Source organism: Acinetobacter sp. COS3 (assembly GCF_000475335.1).
In the GTDB taxonomy this organism is placed as follows: domain Bacteria; phylum Pseudomonadota; class Gammaproteobacteria; order Pseudomonadales; family Moraxellaceae; genus Acinetobacter; species Acinetobacter venetianus.
This window is the reverse complement of record NZ_AXCD01000027.1, coordinates 65,436-82,210: the sequence shown is the minus strand read 5'-3', so window position 1 is coordinate 82,210 and position 16,775 is coordinate 65,436. Positions and strand designations below refer to the sequence as shown.

Here is a 16,775-nt window from a genome sequence, read left to right as displayed (position 1 = left end):
GGATGATGACATGAAGAATTTAAAACCATTGCTAAGTCTGAGCTTAATGGTTGCCATACTCGGTTTAACAGCATGTGATCATCAGAAGAAAAATGAAACGGATAGTTCATCAGCTGAACAGCAGGCTGAGCCAAGTGAGAAAGCAGAAGTCTTACCGTATTTGAATATTAAAGAAGCCAAAGCAGAGTATGCGCTGCCTTTTTGTGAAAAGAAAAACTGTATAGATATCGATATTCAGACCATTAAAACACAAGATAAATGGTTGGATAGTTGGATTGCGAAAAACCAATCCATGGTCATTCAACAGCAAATTGACCAAAATCTGAATCTAAGCCTACAGCAAGCAATTAATGCTTATGTGAAAAAGTCAGATGAATGGAAAGATAAATATTCTCAAAATAAGGCCTATGAATTGCATGTAAGCACCCGTATGGCTTCACAACGCAATCAATATGTGTTGCTCCAAATCGGCGTGAATTCTAAGCAAGAGGATATTGCAGTAAAAGATCGCTATTATTTCTTTGTTGCGGATCGTAAGCAGCAAAAGAGTATTAGTGTGTTGGATGTGATTCAGAAAAATAAGCAGTTGGTATTGAATGATATTGTTCAAGCGCATTATCAAAAATGGGTGGAGAAACAGTCATTAGAGGTGAAAAAACAAGTTCCGAAAAAGCTATATTGGGGGCAAGCAGATTGGTTCTTTGATGGTGAGGGGATTGGTTTACATTATCGTGCCAATGAAATTAGCAAAGATGCGCCACAGCTTGATATTTACCTGACAACTGAACAAACTAAACAGATGCTGCAACCAGAAATTTATCAGCAAATGTTTTAATATTCGTTAGATACGTATAGAAATTGCATGTGCTTATGGTGATTTTGAGTTGAGTTCGATAGCATTTCAAAATCTTGTGGAAAAACAAAGGTAATGGGTTTCAGATGAAAACATTTTATAAATTTAGCGTTCTTGCGTGTGCAGTTCTGCTCGCTGCCTGCCAACCGAAATCTGATCCTAAAGAGACACAGGATAAACAGCAAGAGCCAGTTGTTGAACAACAGCAAGTTGAGCCGACTTTGCGTGGTGAAACCGTAAAAGTACAAGTCACTTTACCTGAGTGCAGTGGTAATGCGTGTCCTGATTTTACAGTTGAACGCTTACAGAGTAATTTCTCGTTTATTGATCAACTGATTGATCAGCAAGTTTTAAATCAACTCAGTCATATGTTAGAAGTTGTTGATGCGGATAAAGCATCATCGACTGTACAAAGTACAGAGCAAAAGCCGAATCTTGATGCGCAAACACAGATGTATGCCAATGCATTTATTAAAATTGATGAAGAACTCAAAGCACTGAGCAGCAGTCATCAAATTAGTTTAATGATCAAGCCAAAAATTTTACAGTCAAAAGGGTCATTGGCGACTGTTGTACTTAACAGCAGTAGCTATTTAGGTGGTGCGCATGGTGCAACAGCTCAACACTATTACAATTTTGATTTGAAGAATCAAAAACAGATTCAGCTAAACGATTTATTGTTGCCAAAACAGAAAGCGACTTTGGATAAATTGGCACATGACGCATTTAAAGTTTGGATTGTTGATTCTAAACTTGCCAATGATCCGAAAGAATATGAGGAAGCTTGGCCATTCCAAGTGACAGATAATTTCTTATTAGGCGAGCAGGAGCTTATTTTACAGTATGGCGAATATGAAATTGGCCCTTATGTAGTAGGTTTACCTCGTCTAGTGATTCCTTTTGATCAGTTAAAAGGGGTGTTAAAACCTGAATATTTACCTCAGGTTGAAGCGCCAGCCGCATCGACACCTGCTGCAAGTACAGCAACTTAAGCTTTTAAGTGTGATTTAGCGATCACAAGGGTGGAATGAGACGCAACAATGATGAAACTCTTTGATACCCATACCCATTTTGATGTTGCCGATTTTGATCATGATCGGCAGCAGTTGGCAGTACAAGCCAAACGTGCAGGTGTGGAGTCATTGGTTTTAATTGGTTTCTTGGCGTCTAGTTTTGATGATTTGATCCAAACACATCAACAGCTCCAAGCTTGGGATGCTGTTCCTCAATCTTATCTTGCACCAGGTTTACATCCATTTTATATCGAGCAACATCAGACTGAGCATTTGCAACGACTTGAGCAAGTCTTGCAGCGGTATGATTGTGTTGCTGTGGGTGAAATTGGCTTAGACACGTTCTTAAAGCAACATAAACAGTCTGATATATTTGCTAAACAGCAAGACTATTTTAATGCTCAACTTGAGTTAGCAACTCAGTATCAGAAACCTGTTTTATTGCATATTCGCAAAGCCCATGCTGAAACGATTGCTATTTTAAAAGCTCAGAAATTTAAGTTGGGTGGCATTGCCCATGCCTTTAGTGGTGGTGTAGAAGAAGCCAAAGCACTGGTAAAACTAGGGTTTAAAATCGGCGTGACGGGACAAATCACCAATCCAAATGCCAAGAAATTACATCAAGTTGTTCAAGCGATTGGTCATGAAAACTTGGTCATTGAAACCGATTGTCCCGATATGACGCCGTTATGCTGTCAAACCTCAACAGAAGAAAAAACACGCAATACACCAGTTAATTTACCCTATGTATTGGAAGCACTCGCGCAAACACTCGATCATCCGATTGACGCGTTGGCTGAACAATTATGGCAAAATTCATTAAGCGCGTTGAAATTAGATTTTTAAGATAATAAGAAAATAATCGCGATAAAAATAAGATACTAAAAGGGAACACATGCTTTTCTAAACAAGGTTACATTAAATAAGACATTCATAATAAACAAACGCGCCAATACTGGGAGGGCAACCTTATGGCCAGATATAGCAAAATCAATAGTTTCAATGCATTAAAAACACTTACTGTCGGCTCAAAGTCTTATCAAATCTACAGTTTATCTCGAGCCGCTCAAAGCTTAGGTAATATCGATCAACTCCCTAAGTCATTAAAGGTTTTGCTAGAAAATTTACTCCGTTTTGAAGATCAAAAAAGTGTAAAAGTAGAACATATTCAAGCACTGGTTGATTGGCAGAAACAGCGTACTTCAGACCAAGAAATTCAATATCGTCCCGCACGTGTACTGATGCAGGATTTTACCGGTGTACCAGCAGTTGTTGATCTTGCTGCAATGCGTGCAGCAATGGCACAAGCGGGTGGTGATCCGAATCTGATTAATCCATTATCGCCTGTGGACTTAGTGATTGACCATTCAGTGATGGTGGATCACTTTGCCAATGAAAATGCATTTGCCGAAAATGTCGAGATTGAAATGCAGCGTAATGGCGAGCGTTATCAATTCCTACGTTGGGGACAATCTGCATTTAATAATTTTAGTGTCGTTCCGCCGGGAACAGGGATTTGTCACCAAGTCAATTTAGAGTATTTGGCTCAAGCAGTGTGGCTCGGTGATGATGACGGTGAAAGCTTTGCCTTTCCAGATACCTTGGTGGGAACAGACTCACATACCACAATGATCAATGGTCTTGGGGTATTAGGTTGGGGTGTTGGTGGGATTGAAGCCGAAGCAGCGATGTTGGGGCAACCGGTCTCTATGCTGATTCCCGAAGTGGTTGGTTTCAAATTAACAGGGAAATTAAAAGAAGGCATTACTGCGACAGATTTGGTTTTGACCATTACTCAAATGCTGCGCCAAAAAGGCGTGGTGGGTAAATTTGTTGAATTCTATGGTGATGGTTTGGCTGATTTACCGCTAGCTGACCGTGCAACGATTGCCAATATGGCACCTGAATATGGCGCAACGTGTGGCTTTTTCCCGATTGATGAAGTAACCCTTGGTTATCTTGCATTAACGGGTCGTGAACAAGAACGTATTGACTTAGTTGAGGCGTATAGTAAAGAGCAAGGCTTGTGGCGAAATCTTGGTGATGAACCGATTTTTACCGATACGTTGAGCCTAGATATGGGTACGGTACAAGCAAGTTTAGCGGGACCAAAACGTCCTCAGGATCGTGTTTTACTTTCCGATGTTCCAAAGACCTTTAGTTCATTAATGGAGCTTGCACTTAAACCTGCTAAAGAACAAAAAGAGCAGTTGGAAAATGAGGGTGGTGGTGGAACAGCCGTTGCTGCTGAAAAAGCCAATCTGCCACATGAAAGCCCATCTTGTATGATTGATGGAAAATCTTATCCATTAAATCATGGTGATGTGGTGATTTCGGCGATTACTTCATGTACCAATACCTCAAATCCAAGTGTGATGCTAGCGGCAGGGTTGCTGGCGAAAAAAGCGATTGAAAAAGGTTTACAACGCAAACCTTGGGTAAAAAGTTCACTTGCACCCGGTTCTAAGGTCGTCACAGATTATCTTGCAGCTGCGGGATTGACACCATATTTAGATCAATTGGGATATAACCTCGTGGGTTATGGATGTACCACTTGTATTGGTAATTCTGGGCCTTTACCTGACCCAATTGAAGAAGCCATTCAATGTCATGATTTAAATGTCGCATCGGTACTGTCTGGAAATCGTAATTTTGAAGGTCGTGTTCATCCATTAGTGAAAACCAATTGGCTTGCTTCACCGCCTTTGGTGGTCGCTTATGGATTGGCTGGTAATATTCGAACGGATCTGACCTCTGAACCACTTGGACAAGGCAAAGATGGACAGGATATTTACCTGAAAGATATTTGGCCAACACAGGCTGAAATCGATCAAGTGTTACAACAAGTGAATACCTCAATGTTCCATAAGGAATATGCTGCTGTATTTGATGGTGATGCCACATGGCAAGCGATTCAGATCCCGAAAAGTCAGACTTATGCATGGCAAAGTGACTCAACTTACATTCGTCATCCACCATTTTTTGAGGAAATTAATCAACCACCAAAAGCGATTACAAATATTGATCAGGCTCGTATCCTCGCGGTGTTGGGTGATTCCGTAACAACAGACCATATTTCTCCCGCAGGGAATATTAAAAAAGACAGTCCAGCTGGGCGCTATTTGCAAGATCAGGGAGTAACACCGAAAGACTTTAACTCTTATGGTTCTCGCCGTGGAAATCATGAGGTGATGATGCGTGGTACTTTTGCCAACATTCGAATTAAAAACGAAATGTTGGGCGGAGAAGAAGGTGGCAATACCATTCACATTCCAAGTGGCGAAAAGCTTGCCATTTATGATGCATCTATGCGTTATCAGCAAGAAAATACACCTTTAGTGATTGTTGCTGGTAAAGAGTATGGTACGGGTTCATCTCGTGACTGGGCTGCAAAAGGTACCAATCTACTTGGGATCAAAGCGGTGATTGCTGAGAGTTTTGAACGAATTCATCGCTCTAACTTGGTTGGAATGGGCGTACTTCCACTACAGTTTATTGATGGTCAAACGCGTCAGTCTTTAAACTTAACGGGACGTGAGACACTTTCTATACATGGTCTTTCTGATGATATTCAACCGCATCAAACTCTAAATGTCAGTGTCGTTCGGGAAGATGGTAGCCAAGCTGAGTTTAAAGTGCTTTGTCGAATCGATACTCTAAACGAAGTCGAATACTTCAAAGCAGGCGGTATTTTACATTATGTCTTGCGGAATTTAATTGCTGCTTAAAATCGGTAATGTATTGTTTTCTAAAAGATGAAAGTTAGACTTTCATCTTTTTTTATATCAATTGATTTATTTTCAGATTAATGTATTGATGCTTAATGAAATGGAATGATCATTTTGAATCAGTTACCTAAATATGTGTATTTTTTACTCGTTGCTCAAGCATTTAACTTGATTGCAGCGGTACTTTCCGTGACTGTTTCAGCGATTGTTGGACTAAAACTTGCACCGACACAAGCTTTGGCAACGATCCCTTATGGTTTACAGTTTTTAGCTATTTTATTAACAACCTTTATCTTTTCTTTTTTGATGAAAAAATTAGGTCGTCATTTAGTATTTCAGCTCGGTGTCTTGTGCTTATTTGGTGCAGGAGTCTTGGGTTATTTTGCGCTAACGACTGAACAATTTTATTTGCTTTGTCTAAGCCATTTTTGCTTAGGTTTATTTATTTCTACCGCTAACTTTTATCGTTTTGCTGCTTCAGATCGGCTGTCACCTGAATTAATTCCTAAGGCGACTGCAATGGTGATCTCAGGTGGGGTAGTCGCTGCATTGATTGCACCAGTTTTAGCAATTCAGTTTCAACAGGTGAGTGGCTTACCTGATTTTACCTTTATCTACTTAATTTTCAGTATATTGGCAGTGATATTATCGCCGATACTTTATTTTTGGAATAACAAACAGAAACAACCACAGGCCCAACAAAGCGTAATAGCATCTGTTCAACGAGCAAAACTACCATTCAATAGGATTGTGATCGCGATCATGAGTGGCGCATTTGCCTTTTACATTATGAATGTCATGATGATCATGTCGTCTTTACATCTAAAAGAACATCATTCGTTTCATTATGCTTCGATTTCGATTCAGTTGCATGTTTTAGCGATGTTTATTCCTTCTTTTTTCGTCTCTAAGCTGATTCAACGTTTTGGGGTCAATACGATGATTTATATTGGTTTTGGCTTATTGATGTTGTCATCTTTTATTCCAATGTTAGGGCAAGCGGGAGTCTATATTAATATTGCGTTAATCGTACTCGGTATTGGATGGAATTTTGCATATTCAGGGGCTTCAACTTTGCTCGCTGGTTTAGATGAGCAACAGAAACATCGTGTACAAGGATTGAATGAGACAGTGATTGCTTTATTTGCAACATTAGGCGCATTTTTACCAGCGCCGATTTTAACCAGTCTCGGTTGGAGCAATGCCAATTTACTCGCGTTATCACTTACATTTATTGTGTTAGTCGTTTTGATGGTATTGAGTAAAAAGCAACAGCACAGCCAAGCGAATGCATCATCGTTATAGCCCAAATGATGATAAACACGTTAAAATAGTGGTTTGACTCAAGCTATAGAATTTCCTGTGATGACTGATCTCCAAAATGATGAATATGACCGCCGTTTTGCGGGTGTAGCCAAGATTTATGGAGAAGACTCATTTGCGCACTATGAGAAAAGTCATGTCATGGTGATTGGAATTGGTGGTGTGGGCAGTTGGGCGGTTGAATCGCTTGCTCGTACAGGAATCGGGGAGTTGACCTTGGTTGATATGGATGTCGTTGCTGCATCGAATATTAATCGCCAATTACCTGCGATGAGCTCGACACTCGGACAAGAAAAAATTGAGGTGATGGCTGAGCGTTGTCGTCAGATTAACCCAAGAATTAAAGTCAATGTGATTGATGATTATCTAACACCAGACAACGTGAAGGACATACTGAATGTTGTACCTGATATCATTTTAGACTGTATTGACGATGTTAAAGCCAAGCTTGCATTGATGCTGCATTGTCGCTTTAACAAGATTCCATTGATCGTATCAGGTGGAGCTGGCGGTAAGCTTGATCCTTTGAAAATTCGTGTTGCGGATTTATCTAAAACTGAACAAGATCCAATGCTTGCGAAGCTGAGAGCACAACTTCGCTCGAAAGGTATTTGTAAAAAACCGAAAGAGAAATTTGGAATTACCTGTGTTTATTCCATTGATAATCCATTTTCAAGTGCAGATGTTTGCCCAAGTGCAGGACTACGTTGTGGCGGGTATGGGTCGGCTGTTGTGGTTACTTCTAGTTTTGCGATGGTCGCCGTAGCAGAAGTCCTTAAAAAGCTTGATACTAAAAAAACGCTTACTTCGGTTTAGTTTCTTCGCCTATAGAAAACTCATAAACATGCTCTCCGAGCATAAGCCGCTCTTGGGTCATGATATCTATTTCAGGCTGCACATTTTGATAAAACTCAAGATTGATACAACCGCTATTATTAATCGCATATTTGATATAGTAACGATCTGGATTTAGAAATAAGGTCGTTTCTTCAAATGAATGTAGAGAAATAATTTTCTTTTTATCAAAGTAAATTAAGGATGGGCAGTCGATGATCCCATTCAAATATTTCTTTCTTTGAATGTGAATGGTCACCTGTGATTGGTCTATTTTTTTAATGAGATAGTCAGGTTGATATATTCGTTTCGATGGAACTTGTTTAAATACTGAAGTAGTTTCGGTATAAGGCGTCGCAATTGTAGAAGTCGTTATTGCTAAAGTAATAAAGCTTAAGATCGTTTTTTTCATATTATTGATTTGCACATAAAGTTAGTTATTTTTCATGCAAAAAAAACGCCAGTGTGGACTGGCGCTATAAACCTATGCTCAATATATTTTTTGGTTTCTTAAATGGATTGATCTAAACGATAGTAGGTATAAGTGACATTTTTGTCTTTATACACGTCATAACTAGTTTGCATAAAGTCTGAAACCCACTGTGATCCAGTAAATCCTGCGATATGACCGTAACGATGTTTTTGAGTACGATTGATAATATAAATATCACCAACTTGAGGATTATCAAAAGCAGGTTTGATTTTTTGGTAGCCGATTTCTTGTAGCGTTTTACCCCAATCCGCTGCTGCGATTGGATGTTGTGTGATTTTTGCGCCAGCAGCTTGTAAAGCAATACGCACATACTTCGCACATTGAGATGAACTACGATACGATGCTCGATGTACCAGTTTTTTAGAAAACTTATTTACATTGATTGATGGTTGTTTCGGTGAGTCTTGGGCGGTCACAATCATGTGGGTTGGTGTGTGAACCATGCTGTGATCAACTGAGGGTACATCGTAAATCATCTACAATCTCTATCGCATCTTTAAAACCAAATGAGCACCATATTTATGGCGAAACAGATGGTAAGCGATAAATCTGAAAAAATCTTAAAGTTAATGTAATAATATAACGATATGCGCTTTGCACCGTTATAGAACACCTAGAATCAGATGAATAATATTCTAATAATTAGGAGGTTAAGTGCCAGCAACACAGCATTTAAAGATTTGTAAAATCATATTTCATGCTGTGATGAGGTTGGCACTTTAGATTTGATGGGGATTTAATCAGCTTGATGCTCTCGAAGATAGTCTTCTGTACGTTGCATTGCCGCCTGAATATTACTCATTGCAGTTTCGATGTCTTGAATGGTTTTGGCATTTCCACCACTTAATGCCTGACGCCATTTACGTGCGCCTGGCAAGTTTTGAAATAAGCCCAGAATATGGCGTGTGATAATTGAAAGTGGTGCGCCTTCGGCCACACGTTGATGAATATACGGCATCATTTGTTGCATGATTTCAAAACGATTCGGTGCTTCCAAATTCCAAAGTTGACCTAACTCAGCCAATAAATATGGATTGTGATAGGCTTCACGTCCAATCATAACGCCATCAACATGTTGTAAATGCTGTTGAGTTTCGTCAAAGCTTTTGATCCCCCCATTGATTTCGATGGTCAAATGCGGACGCTCTTGTTTGAGTCGGTACACGTCTTCATAACGTAGCGGGGGAACTTCTCTGTTTTCTTTTGGAGATAATCCCTGCAAGATCGCAATACGGGCATGTACGATGAAATGAGTACAACCTGTTGCCGCAACAGTATCTACGAAATGCAGCATTTCTTCATAAGACTGCATGTCATCGATACCGATACGATGTTTTACCGTGACTGGAATTGAAACTGCTTTTTGCATGCTGTAAATACAGTCCGCCACCAAATTGGGTTCAGCCATTAAACAAGCACCGATCTTGTTATTCTGAACACGGTCACTTGGGCAACCTACATTTAAATTAACTTCATCATAGCCCCAGTCTTGCGCCATTTTGGTACAAGTTGCTAACTCTTGTGGGTTAGAACCACCGAGCTGTAACACAATTGGATGTTCTTGTTTATTGAAATCTAAATGTCGATTTGCGCCACCATAGATGATTGCACCTGTGGTCACCATTTCGGTATATAGCACGATATTTGGATTAAATAGGCGCGCAAAAAAACGGTAATCTTTGGTTGTCCAGTCCATCATGGGTGCGACAGAAATCCTTTTAACCATTTGATTTGATTCATCTTTTTGATTTAAAAAAAGATTTTCAGAAGCACTCATTTTCTATAAGACCTTGAAATTGATGACTATTTAAGCATATATGAGCATATTCTCGCATTTGGTGCACCATATTTGCACCGCGAGACTATATTTAGAAGAGGGTGCAAATTTATATCAATATGCTTACTAAAGCAATTTTAGCTTTTTTATTCTGAATCGTTTTAATAAATTATTTAGTTAACCACAGAGTTGACAAATAGGCAGTGTAAATTTAATTATGTATTTAATGGGGGTATAAATATATGAATACTAAAAATTTATTTAATCAGTTGATTCAAAATCAAATATCTCAAATAAAGCATGAGAAAAAAGCAGTCTTTAGGTATATGCATGATGAGAAATTCTTAGATATGTTTTGTGAGGGGAAAATTAGAATTTCAACTCTTGAAACGTGTAGAAATTATGAGAACCAAGAGCAAGGTGATAAAGACGAAGGTAAGGAAACCTTTGTCGTCTCACATATGACAGATAAAGATCCAAATTTTCATAAGAAAGCAGGAAAATTAAATATGTCATTTACTGCTTGTTCAGATATAACAATTACTAATTGTAGATCAGAAGTGAGATTACCTGATGGTTTTCTTTTATGTACAACTACAAGAAGAGATGACAAAAAGTTTGCCAATGATTTTGGAAAGTATTGTGTAAAAATAAATGATATAGATAAATTTTATGAGCTAATTAATAATGAACTTAGTCAACATTTTGAGTTATATGGTGGAGATCATAAAAGGGTAACTTATAGAGAACAACACTATAAAGACGATGAATTACCCCCTGGTAAGATTGGTTTTGTCAAAAGACAGAAATATTCTTGGCAAGAAGAATATCGTTTTCTATGGTTACCCAAAAATTTTGGACATTGTGAAATAATAGATATAAATATACCTGCTATAAAAGACTTGTGTGAAAGGGTGATTTGAACTTGTAAGATCTGATGAAATTGTGGTCAAAAAAAGTTTTTTAAATAGATATTAAGTCAATAAAAAACCTCATTTTTGAGGTTTTATATATATTTTTTTTGCACCTTATTTGCACCTCATATTTCTTATTTTTATCTAAGTTTTTGAAAATAATTATTTATTTTTGGATGTTATCCCATCCATCATGGGCGCAACGGATATTCTAGGATGTATTTCTTTGATTACATTATTTTGAATATCAGACATTTGAACACCAATAGAATCAATAAGAGAGGAGAGTCAGATCTGTATATTACCCATCAACTTTATGTGCTGAATATATGAGCTCTAAGAACATTTCTCATACATCAATTCAAGTGACTGCGATAAATCAGAAAATTCTGAAAACAGATTAAAAAAGCAGGAGCTGAATTATACTGGAATGCTAGAATTTAGCAAAAATTTCAATACTGGCATGAATATTGAATAGATTAATATTTGCTCAAATTTGCATTTTGATTCATTACATAAAATTACATAAATTATATAACATTGATTTTTATGATTAAATTTAATTATTTTATATAATAATAGTTTCAATTCAAACTATTTCATCTCAATCAATTTGAAGAAAAAATATTCGCTCCCTATAATGATTTTCACTCATGGGATCAGGAAGAAAAGTATTTGGTTTAGATATTCAGAGCGATAAATAGCGTGGTAATTTTCCATTAAAATACAGACAACATCATGTACAACGTACTAAAATAGTGTGTTTAGCTTTTTTTGTGCGTGATTGAGATGGATGATGCTGTACGTGTTTTGCAAAGTGTTCGGCGGATAGAACAATGTGTGGAGCTTTATTCCAAACGATTGTCTCAACTTCACCATATCACCACACCACAATTAGTTGCTCTGATGACGATTGCAAAAATTGGTCCTTGCAGTATGTCTGCGATAGGGAAAGCAATTTTTGTGAGTCCAAGTACGGTTGTTGGAATCGTTGATCGCTTAGAAGAAAAAGGGCTGGTATTGCGTATGAGGGATACACAAGACCGTCGACATGTACGTGTCAGCCTGACTTCAAAAGGTGAGCAATTACTCGATCAATCACCATCTGCATTACCAGAAGGTTTTTCACTGGCTTTACAAGCTTTAACCAATGATGAACGCCAAAGTCTCGTTATTTCGTTAGAGCAGTTTGCCCAGTTATTAGAGGCAAAAGTCCCAAATTAAAGCCAGTAAAAAGCAAGATAATACAGATAAAGATGTGATTAATTTCTAACAGCCCAAAAGCTTTTCTGATACCACACTTAACTTGAGTATGCCGAGTATGGAAATACAAAAGGAGATAGCGTGGAAGCTTTATCAAGACAGTCGATACGTTCGACCAAACAATCAATTATTCATCAATTGAATCAATACAATGTGCGCAACTTTCAACCACAAGATGTGCGTGAAGTTCATGCCTTGATTCAATCTTGTCCATCTTTGGATTTAAATTCACTCTACGCTTATGCTTTACTTGCTGAGCATCATACGGACACTTGTTTTGTTGCTTATGATCATAAGGGACAAATTTGTGGTGCTGTCACGGGATATATTTGCCCTGAAGAGCCAGATACTTACTTCTTGTGGCAGATTGCGGTCTCGCCCACAGTACAAGGAAAAGGCATAGGCTCCTTACTCCTTGATAATGTTAGAGAACAATGCCTAGAACCCCGCCAATTAAAACGATTAAAAACAACAATTTCACCAAGCAACAAAGCCTCTCAAAATCTTTTCCGCAGTTTCGCTTCCCGTTTTGATGTTGATTGCAAAGTCAGTCCATTTTTATCAAAACAGGCGTTGCAACCCTTAGAACCAGAACCTTTTGAAACACAACATGAACCTGAAGATCTCTACACATTGGGGCGTTGGGATTGGAATTGATCAACCTTTAAAACGTTGATCTTGTTGTTTTACATTCACTCGGAGTGATTCATGAATATTTTCAGCCGATTAGAGTCTGAAGTACGCGGCTATATCCATTCTTTTCCTACAGTATTTAAAACTGCAAAAAATGCAGTTTTAGTGGACGAGAAAAATAAGCACTACATCGACTTTTTGGCGGGTGCAGGCACATTAAACTATGGACATAACAATCCAGTCTTAAAGCAAGCTGCGATTGACTATCTGATGCAGGATGGGATTGTGCATGGTTTGGATATGGCGACGTCTGCAAAGAAAGCGTTTATTGAGACTTTTGAGCAATACATCTTAAAGCCAAGAGCTTTGGATTATAAGTTGCAATTTACTGGTCCAACAGGGACTAATGCTGTTGAAGCAGCGATCAAACTCGCACGTAACGTGACCAAGCGGCACAATATTATTGCTTTCACCAATGGCTTTCATGGTGTCAGCTTAGGTGCACTTTCACTTACAGGAAATCAAAAGTTCCGTGAAGCAGCTGGTGTTGAGTTAGGTAATGTTCATCATGCTGCTTATGCAGGCTATTTTGGTGATGACGTTGATACTATTGCGATGCTCGACAAACTGCTCACAGATCGAAGCAGTGGTGTAGATTTACCTGCTGCGATTATTGTGGAATGCGTGCAAGGTGAAGGTGGTCTAAATACAGCAAGTATGCAATGGCTTAAAAAACTTTCGACCTTGTGTAAGCAGCACAAAATATTATTAATTGTTGATGATATTCAAGCAGGGTGTGGTCGTTCTGGAAGTTTCTTTAGTTTTGAAAAAGCTGAGATTTACCCTGATATTGTGACTTTATCTAAATCACTGTCAGGCTTTGGTTTACCGATGTCTTTGGTGTTGTTTAAGCCATTTTTAGATATTTGGAAATCGGGACAACATAACGGAACTTTCCGCGGTAATAATCTAGCATTTGTCACTGCAACCACAGCCATTCAAAAATTCTGGGCAGATCAAAAGTTCCAAACAGAATTGGCACAAAAGTCTGAGTTGGTGAGCAGCCGCCTAAGACACATCGTGCAAAAATTTCCTGAAGCTGAACTCACACATCGTGGTCGTGGTTTGATGCAAGGCGTTGCCTTTAAAAATCCTGATTTGGCTGATGAGGTGACAACACAAGCGTTCAATCTAGGCTTAGTGATTGAAACCTCAGGTAGTCGTGGCGAAGTGGTGAAATTGCTTCCACCATTGACCATTGAGAATGAGACCTTAGAAAAAGGGATCGACCTGCTAACTCAGGCGATTGAGCAAGTTGTGCAAGATGATGCTCACGCTAAAACTTTGAGTACTCAAAGCAAATCTATGAATAAATTACAAGGAGCTGTTTCATGATCGTACGTCAACTACAAGATATCTTAAATACTGAGCGTGATGTGCAAACAGAAACTTGGGCAAGCCGCCGTCTATTGTTACAAGAAGATGGTATGGGCTTTTCAATGCATGAAACAACGATTTTTGCGGGTACACAAACCCATATTTGGTACAAAAATCATTTGGAAGCGGTGTATTGCGTACAAGGTGAGGGTGAAGTTGAACTGATTCCTTCTGGTGAAGTCTACAAAATTACACCGGGAACATTGTATGCCTTGAACAAAAATGACAATCACTATTTACGTGCAAAAACGGATTTAGTGTTGGTGTGTACCTTTAATCCTGCATTGGTAGGAACAGAAGTTCACGACAAAGATGGTGTTTATGCAACACCTGAACAAATGATGAAACAAGTGGAGGAGGAGGCTTAATCATGCAAATGAGTAATCCTTATCTAACTCGACGAAATGATTCGGCTGCAATTGTGGCGCGTGTTGATCCTGTGGTTTATGAAGAAAGCATCACACAAGGTGTATCCGAGCAGCAAAAGCAAGACTATGCCAAAAATGGTTTCTTACAGATAGATCACTTGTTTAGTGCAGAAGAAGTGAAATATTTGCTCGATGAATTGCATCAAATGCGGCAAGATTTTGCGGTGCAGCAACGTCCAGAAGCGATTATCGAAAGAGAAAGCCAAGAAGTACGTTCAATCTTTAACGTACATCGTTTGAATGACGTATTTAAAAACTTAGTTTCAGATGAACGTGTACTGAATGTTGCACGATCATTGCTTGGTAGCGAAGTTTATGTGCATCAGTCTCGTATCAACTATAAGCCGGGTCTGCACGGCAAAGAGTTCTTTTGGCATTCTGACTTTGAAACTTGGCATAGTGAAGATGGTATGCCAAGAATGCGTGCGTTGAGTTGTTCGATTTTATTGACAGATAATAGCGAACATAATGGGCCGTTATTGGTGATCCCAGGATCGCACAAGCATTATATTTCTTGCCAAGGTGAAACACCTGATGAGCACTATAAAAAGTCTTTGAAGAAGCAAGAATATGGTGTGCCAGATGGCAGTTTATTAGAGTATCTGGCTGATATGGGGGGTATTCACTCTTGCACAGGATTAGCTGGAAGTGTTGTGTTCTTCGATTGCAACCTTATGCATGGTTCAAATAGCAATATTACGCCATTCTCTCGGAGCAATATTTTCTTTGTCTACAATAGTATTGACAATCAATTGCAACAACCTTTAGGCGGCATTAAGCCTAGACCTGAGTTTATTGCAGCCAGAGAAGATATAGACGCTATTCAACCCAATAACTTAGAATTTTAAGTCAAAAAAGCCAAGTCTCAGGACTTGGCTTTTTATTTACTCGGTGATGGCTTTCGGCACAGTGAAATAACTATCTAAAAAGCTAAATAACATACAAGCAAACACAAGGCTAATCCCTGCTAGGCATGTCATGCTCCAACCACCGTGATTCCAAGCAAAAATACCTAAAGCAGAACCGCATGCACCACCTGTGAAATAGGCTGTCATATAAATGGCATTGATACGTGATTTGGCATCAGGACGTAAACGGAAAATAATACTTTGGTTGCTGGTATGAACCAGTGCTAATGCTAATTGAATCAGTGCAAAACCAAGAATATAACTGATAAGGAATGTTTGACCGTAGTAGAAAAAGATCCAACTCAAAATAAATAATGCGCAACCGATCCAAGTTAAATTTTTGGTATAACCTTGATCTGCATATTTACCAATATATTGAGTTGAAAGCGCACCAAAAATACCGACTAAAGTCACCATACCAATCAGCAAATCAGGTAGGTGATGTGCCGAACTCAGTAATAACGCAATCGTAGAATATAGGATGCTGACTGCTGCAAAAGCGAATCCACCTGCAAGTGCGCGTAACACTAGGCGCTTTTCTTGTTTCAATAGCTGAGCCATAGAAACAAAAACTTGACCATAGTTCAGCTTCATGCGCATTACATAAGGAAGGCGGCTTTTCAGTGCATAGGCCAAAATCAACATGAGTATTCCACTCACCACATAAATGACTTTCCAGTGAAATAAATTCGAGAACAGTCCTGCCAGACTTGTAGAAAGTAAAATACCGACCAGTAAGCCACTCATGAGAAAGCCAACCACTTCACCTGTTTTTTCAGGTTGCACGGTCATGGTTGCAAGTGGGATAAGCACCTGTGCTGCAACAGAAAATAATCCTGCCATAACTGTACCAACCCACAGCATTGGAAGATTCACAGAGAATGCACTAATGAATAGACCAACTGCACACAAAGCCATAAGCAATGGAATAAATTTGGTTTTATTCACCACATCACCCATCGGCACGATAAATAATAGTCCGAGTGCATAGGAGACTTGTGCAAAAGTCACGGTGAGAGCTGCTTGACCTTCGGTCACAGAAAAATACTGTTGGATTGAGTGAATCAAAGGTTGACTATAATAGTTGGCACCAGCACATAAACCACATGCTGCCGCCATAAACCAAAGCAAGGCTTTATTTTGACTAATATCTTCAGGAGCAGACATAAAT

The 16,775-nt window shown here is 38.9% G+C and carries 16 protein-coding genes; 12 read left to right on the top strand and 4 right to left on the bottom strand.

Features of this window, described 5'->3' with window-relative positions; all coding sequences use genetic code 11:
* Positions 1 to 10 precede the first annotated feature (10 nt).
* From IO68_RS27975 to IO68_RS27950, 6 genes are all read left to right on the top strand, one after another.
* Positions 11 to 835: a hypothetical protein gene (locus IO68_RS27975; RefSeq protein WP_023013709.1), complete on the top strand. Its 825-nt coding sequence runs from the start codon at positions 11 to 13 to the stop codon at positions 833 to 835.
* Between the two features lie 104 nt (positions 836 to 939).
* Entirely contained in the window at positions 940 to 1,845 is a 906-nt protein-coding gene (locus tag IO68_RS27970; RefSeq protein ID WP_023013708.1) for an RsiV family protein, read from the top strand.
* Positions 1,846 to 1,896: 51 nt separating this feature from the next.
* A complete protein-coding gene (locus IO68_RS27965; RefSeq protein ID WP_031234835.1) occupies positions 1,897 to 2,712 on the top strand; it encodes a TatD family hydrolase in 816 nt (271 codons plus the stop codon).
* Positions 2,713 to 2,837: 125 nt separating this feature from the next.
* The gene (gene acnA / locus IO68_RS27960; RefSeq protein WP_023013706.1) at positions 2,838 to 5,594 is read left to right on the top strand and encodes an aconitate hydratase AcnA; all 2,757 of its coding nucleotides are present in this window, start codon (positions 2,838 to 2,840) and stop codon (positions 5,592 to 5,594) included.
* A 105-nt stretch (positions 5,595 to 5,699) separates the two neighbouring features.
* On the top strand, positions 5,700 to 6,899 hold the full coding sequence (locus tag IO68_RS27955) for an MFS transporter (protein WP_023013705.1): 1,200 nt from the start codon (positions 5,700 to 5,702) through the stop codon (positions 6,897 to 6,899).
* A gap of 60 nt (positions 6,900 to 6,959) precedes the next feature.
* Positions 6,960 to 7,733: a ThiF family adenylyltransferase gene (locus IO68_RS27950; protein ID WP_023013704.1), complete on the top strand. Its 774-nt coding sequence runs from the start codon at positions 6,960 to 6,962 to the stop codon at positions 7,731 to 7,733.
* On the opposite strand, the gene IO68_RS27945 is transcribed toward IO68_RS27950, so the two are convergent.
* From IO68_RS27945 to dusA, 3 genes are all read right to left on the bottom strand, one after another.
* Complete coding sequence (locus tag IO68_RS27945) at positions 7,720 to 8,163, bottom strand: hypothetical protein (RefSeq protein WP_023013703.1); 444 nt, start codon at positions 8,161 to 8,163, stop codon at positions 7,720 to 7,722. The genes IO68_RS27950 and IO68_RS27945 overlap by 14 nt on opposite strands.
* 98 nt (positions 8,164 to 8,261) lie before the next feature.
* The gene (locus tag IO68_RS27940) at positions 8,262 to 8,720 is read right to left on the bottom strand and encodes a CHAP domain-containing protein (RefSeq protein WP_004881724.1); all 459 of its coding nucleotides are present in this window, start codon (positions 8,718 to 8,720) and stop codon (positions 8,262 to 8,264) included.
* 260 nt (positions 8,721 to 8,980) lie between these two features.
* A complete protein-coding gene (gene dusA, locus IO68_RS27935; protein WP_023013702.1) occupies positions 8,981 to 10,021 on the bottom strand; it encodes a tRNA dihydrouridine(20/20a) synthase DusA in 1,041 nt (346 codons plus the stop codon).
* Between the two features lie 242 nt (positions 10,022 to 10,263).
* Between dusA and IO68_RS27930 the strand changes: the two genes are divergently transcribed.
* From IO68_RS27930 to thpD, 6 genes are all read left to right on the top strand, one after another.
* On the top strand, positions 10,264 to 10,944 hold the full coding sequence (locus tag IO68_RS27930; RefSeq protein WP_023013701.1) for a hypothetical protein: 681 nt from the start codon (positions 10,264 to 10,266) through the stop codon (positions 10,942 to 10,944).
* Positions 10,945 to 11,724: 780 nt separating this feature from the next.
* Positions 11,725 to 12,159: a MarR family winged helix-turn-helix transcriptional regulator gene (locus IO68_RS27925; protein WP_004881726.1), complete on the top strand. Its 435-nt coding sequence runs from the start codon at positions 11,725 to 11,727 to the stop codon at positions 12,157 to 12,159.
* Between the two features lie 120 nt (positions 12,160 to 12,279).
* Positions 12,280 to 12,855: a diaminobutyrate acetyltransferase gene (gene ectA / locus IO68_RS27920; RefSeq protein WP_004881727.1), complete on the top strand. Its 576-nt coding sequence runs from the start codon at positions 12,280 to 12,282 to the stop codon at positions 12,853 to 12,855.
* Between the two features lie 51 nt (positions 12,856 to 12,906).
* Complete coding sequence (ectB, locus tag IO68_RS27915) at positions 12,907 to 14,226, top strand: diaminobutyrate--2-oxoglutarate transaminase (protein ID WP_023013700.1); 1,320 nt, start codon at positions 12,907 to 12,909, stop codon at positions 14,224 to 14,226.
* Entirely contained in the window at positions 14,223 to 14,636 is a 414-nt protein-coding gene (locus tag IO68_RS27910; protein ID WP_004881729.1) for an ectoine synthase, read from the top strand. Before ectB ends, IO68_RS27910 begins: the two co-directional genes overlap by 4 nt.
* 2 nt (positions 14,637 to 14,638) lie before the next feature.
* Positions 14,639 to 15,544: an ectoine hydroxylase gene (thpD, locus tag IO68_RS27905; protein ID WP_023013699.1), complete on the top strand. Its 906-nt coding sequence runs from the start codon at positions 14,639 to 14,641 to the stop codon at positions 15,542 to 15,544.
* Between the two features lie 36 nt (positions 15,545 to 15,580).
* On the opposite strand, the gene IO68_RS27900 is transcribed toward thpD, so the two are convergent.
* Positions 15,581 to 16,771: an MFS transporter gene (locus tag IO68_RS27900; RefSeq protein WP_023013698.1), complete on the bottom strand. Its 1,191-nt coding sequence runs from the start codon at positions 16,769 to 16,771 to the stop codon at positions 15,581 to 15,583.
* Between the last annotated feature and the right edge of the window lie 4 nt (positions 16,772 to 16,775).

What these genes read in the sequence shown, in the direction of transcription:
- IO68_RS27910 (WP_004881729.1), top strand. Translation starts at nt 14,223, where the DNA reads ATGATCGTACGTCAACTACAAGATATCTTAAATACTGAGCGTGATGTG.
- IO68_RS27975 (WP_023013709.1), top strand. Translation starts at nt 11, where the DNA reads ATGAAGAATTTAAAACCATTGCTAAGTCTGAGCTTAATGGTTGCCATA.
- IO68_RS27940 (WP_004881724.1), bottom strand. Translation starts at nt 8,720, where the DNA reads ATGATTTACGATGTACCCTCAGTTGATCACAGCATGGTTCACACACCA.
- IO68_RS27970 (WP_023013708.1), top strand. Translation starts at nt 940, where the DNA reads ATGAAAACATTTTATAAATTTAGCGTTCTTGCGTGTGCAGTTCTGCTC.
- ectB (WP_023013700.1), top strand. Translation starts at nt 12,907, where the DNA reads ATGAATATTTTCAGCCGATTAGAGTCTGAAGTACGCGGCTATATCCAT.
- IO68_RS27945 (WP_023013703.1), bottom strand. Translation starts at nt 8,163, where the DNA reads ATGAAAAAAACGATCTTAAGCTTTATTACTTTAGCAATAACGACTTCT.
- acnA (WP_023013706.1), top strand. Translation starts at nt 2,838, where the DNA reads ATGGCCAGATATAGCAAAATCAATAGTTTCAATGCATTAAAAACACTT.
- thpD (WP_023013699.1), top strand. Translation starts at nt 14,639, where the DNA reads ATGCAAATGAGTAATCCTTATCTAACTCGACGAAATGATTCGGCTGCA.
- IO68_RS27955 (WP_023013705.1), top strand. Translation starts at nt 5,700, where the DNA reads ATGATCATTTTGAATCAGTTACCTAAATATGTGTATTTTTTACTCGTT.
- IO68_RS27950 (WP_023013704.1), top strand. Translation starts at nt 6,960, where the DNA reads ATGACTGATCTCCAAAATGATGAATATGACCGCCGTTTTGCGGGTGTA.
- IO68_RS27930 (WP_023013701.1), top strand. Translation starts at nt 10,264, where the DNA reads ATGAATACTAAAAATTTATTTAATCAGTTGATTCAAAATCAAATATCT.
- IO68_RS27965 (WP_031234835.1), top strand. Translation starts at nt 1,897, where the DNA reads ATGAAACTCTTTGATACCCATACCCATTTTGATGTTGCCGATTTTGAT.
- dusA (WP_023013702.1), bottom strand. Translation starts at nt 10,021, where the DNA reads ATGAGTGCTTCTGAAAATCTTTTTTTAAATCAAAAAGATGAATCAAAT.
- IO68_RS27900 (WP_023013698.1), bottom strand. Translation starts at nt 16,771, where the DNA reads ATGTCTGCTCCTGAAGATATTAGTCAAAATAAAGCCTTGCTTTGGTTT.
- IO68_RS27925 (WP_004881726.1), top strand. Translation starts at nt 11,725, where the DNA reads ATGGATGATGCTGTACGTGTTTTGCAAAGTGTTCGGCGGATAGAACAA.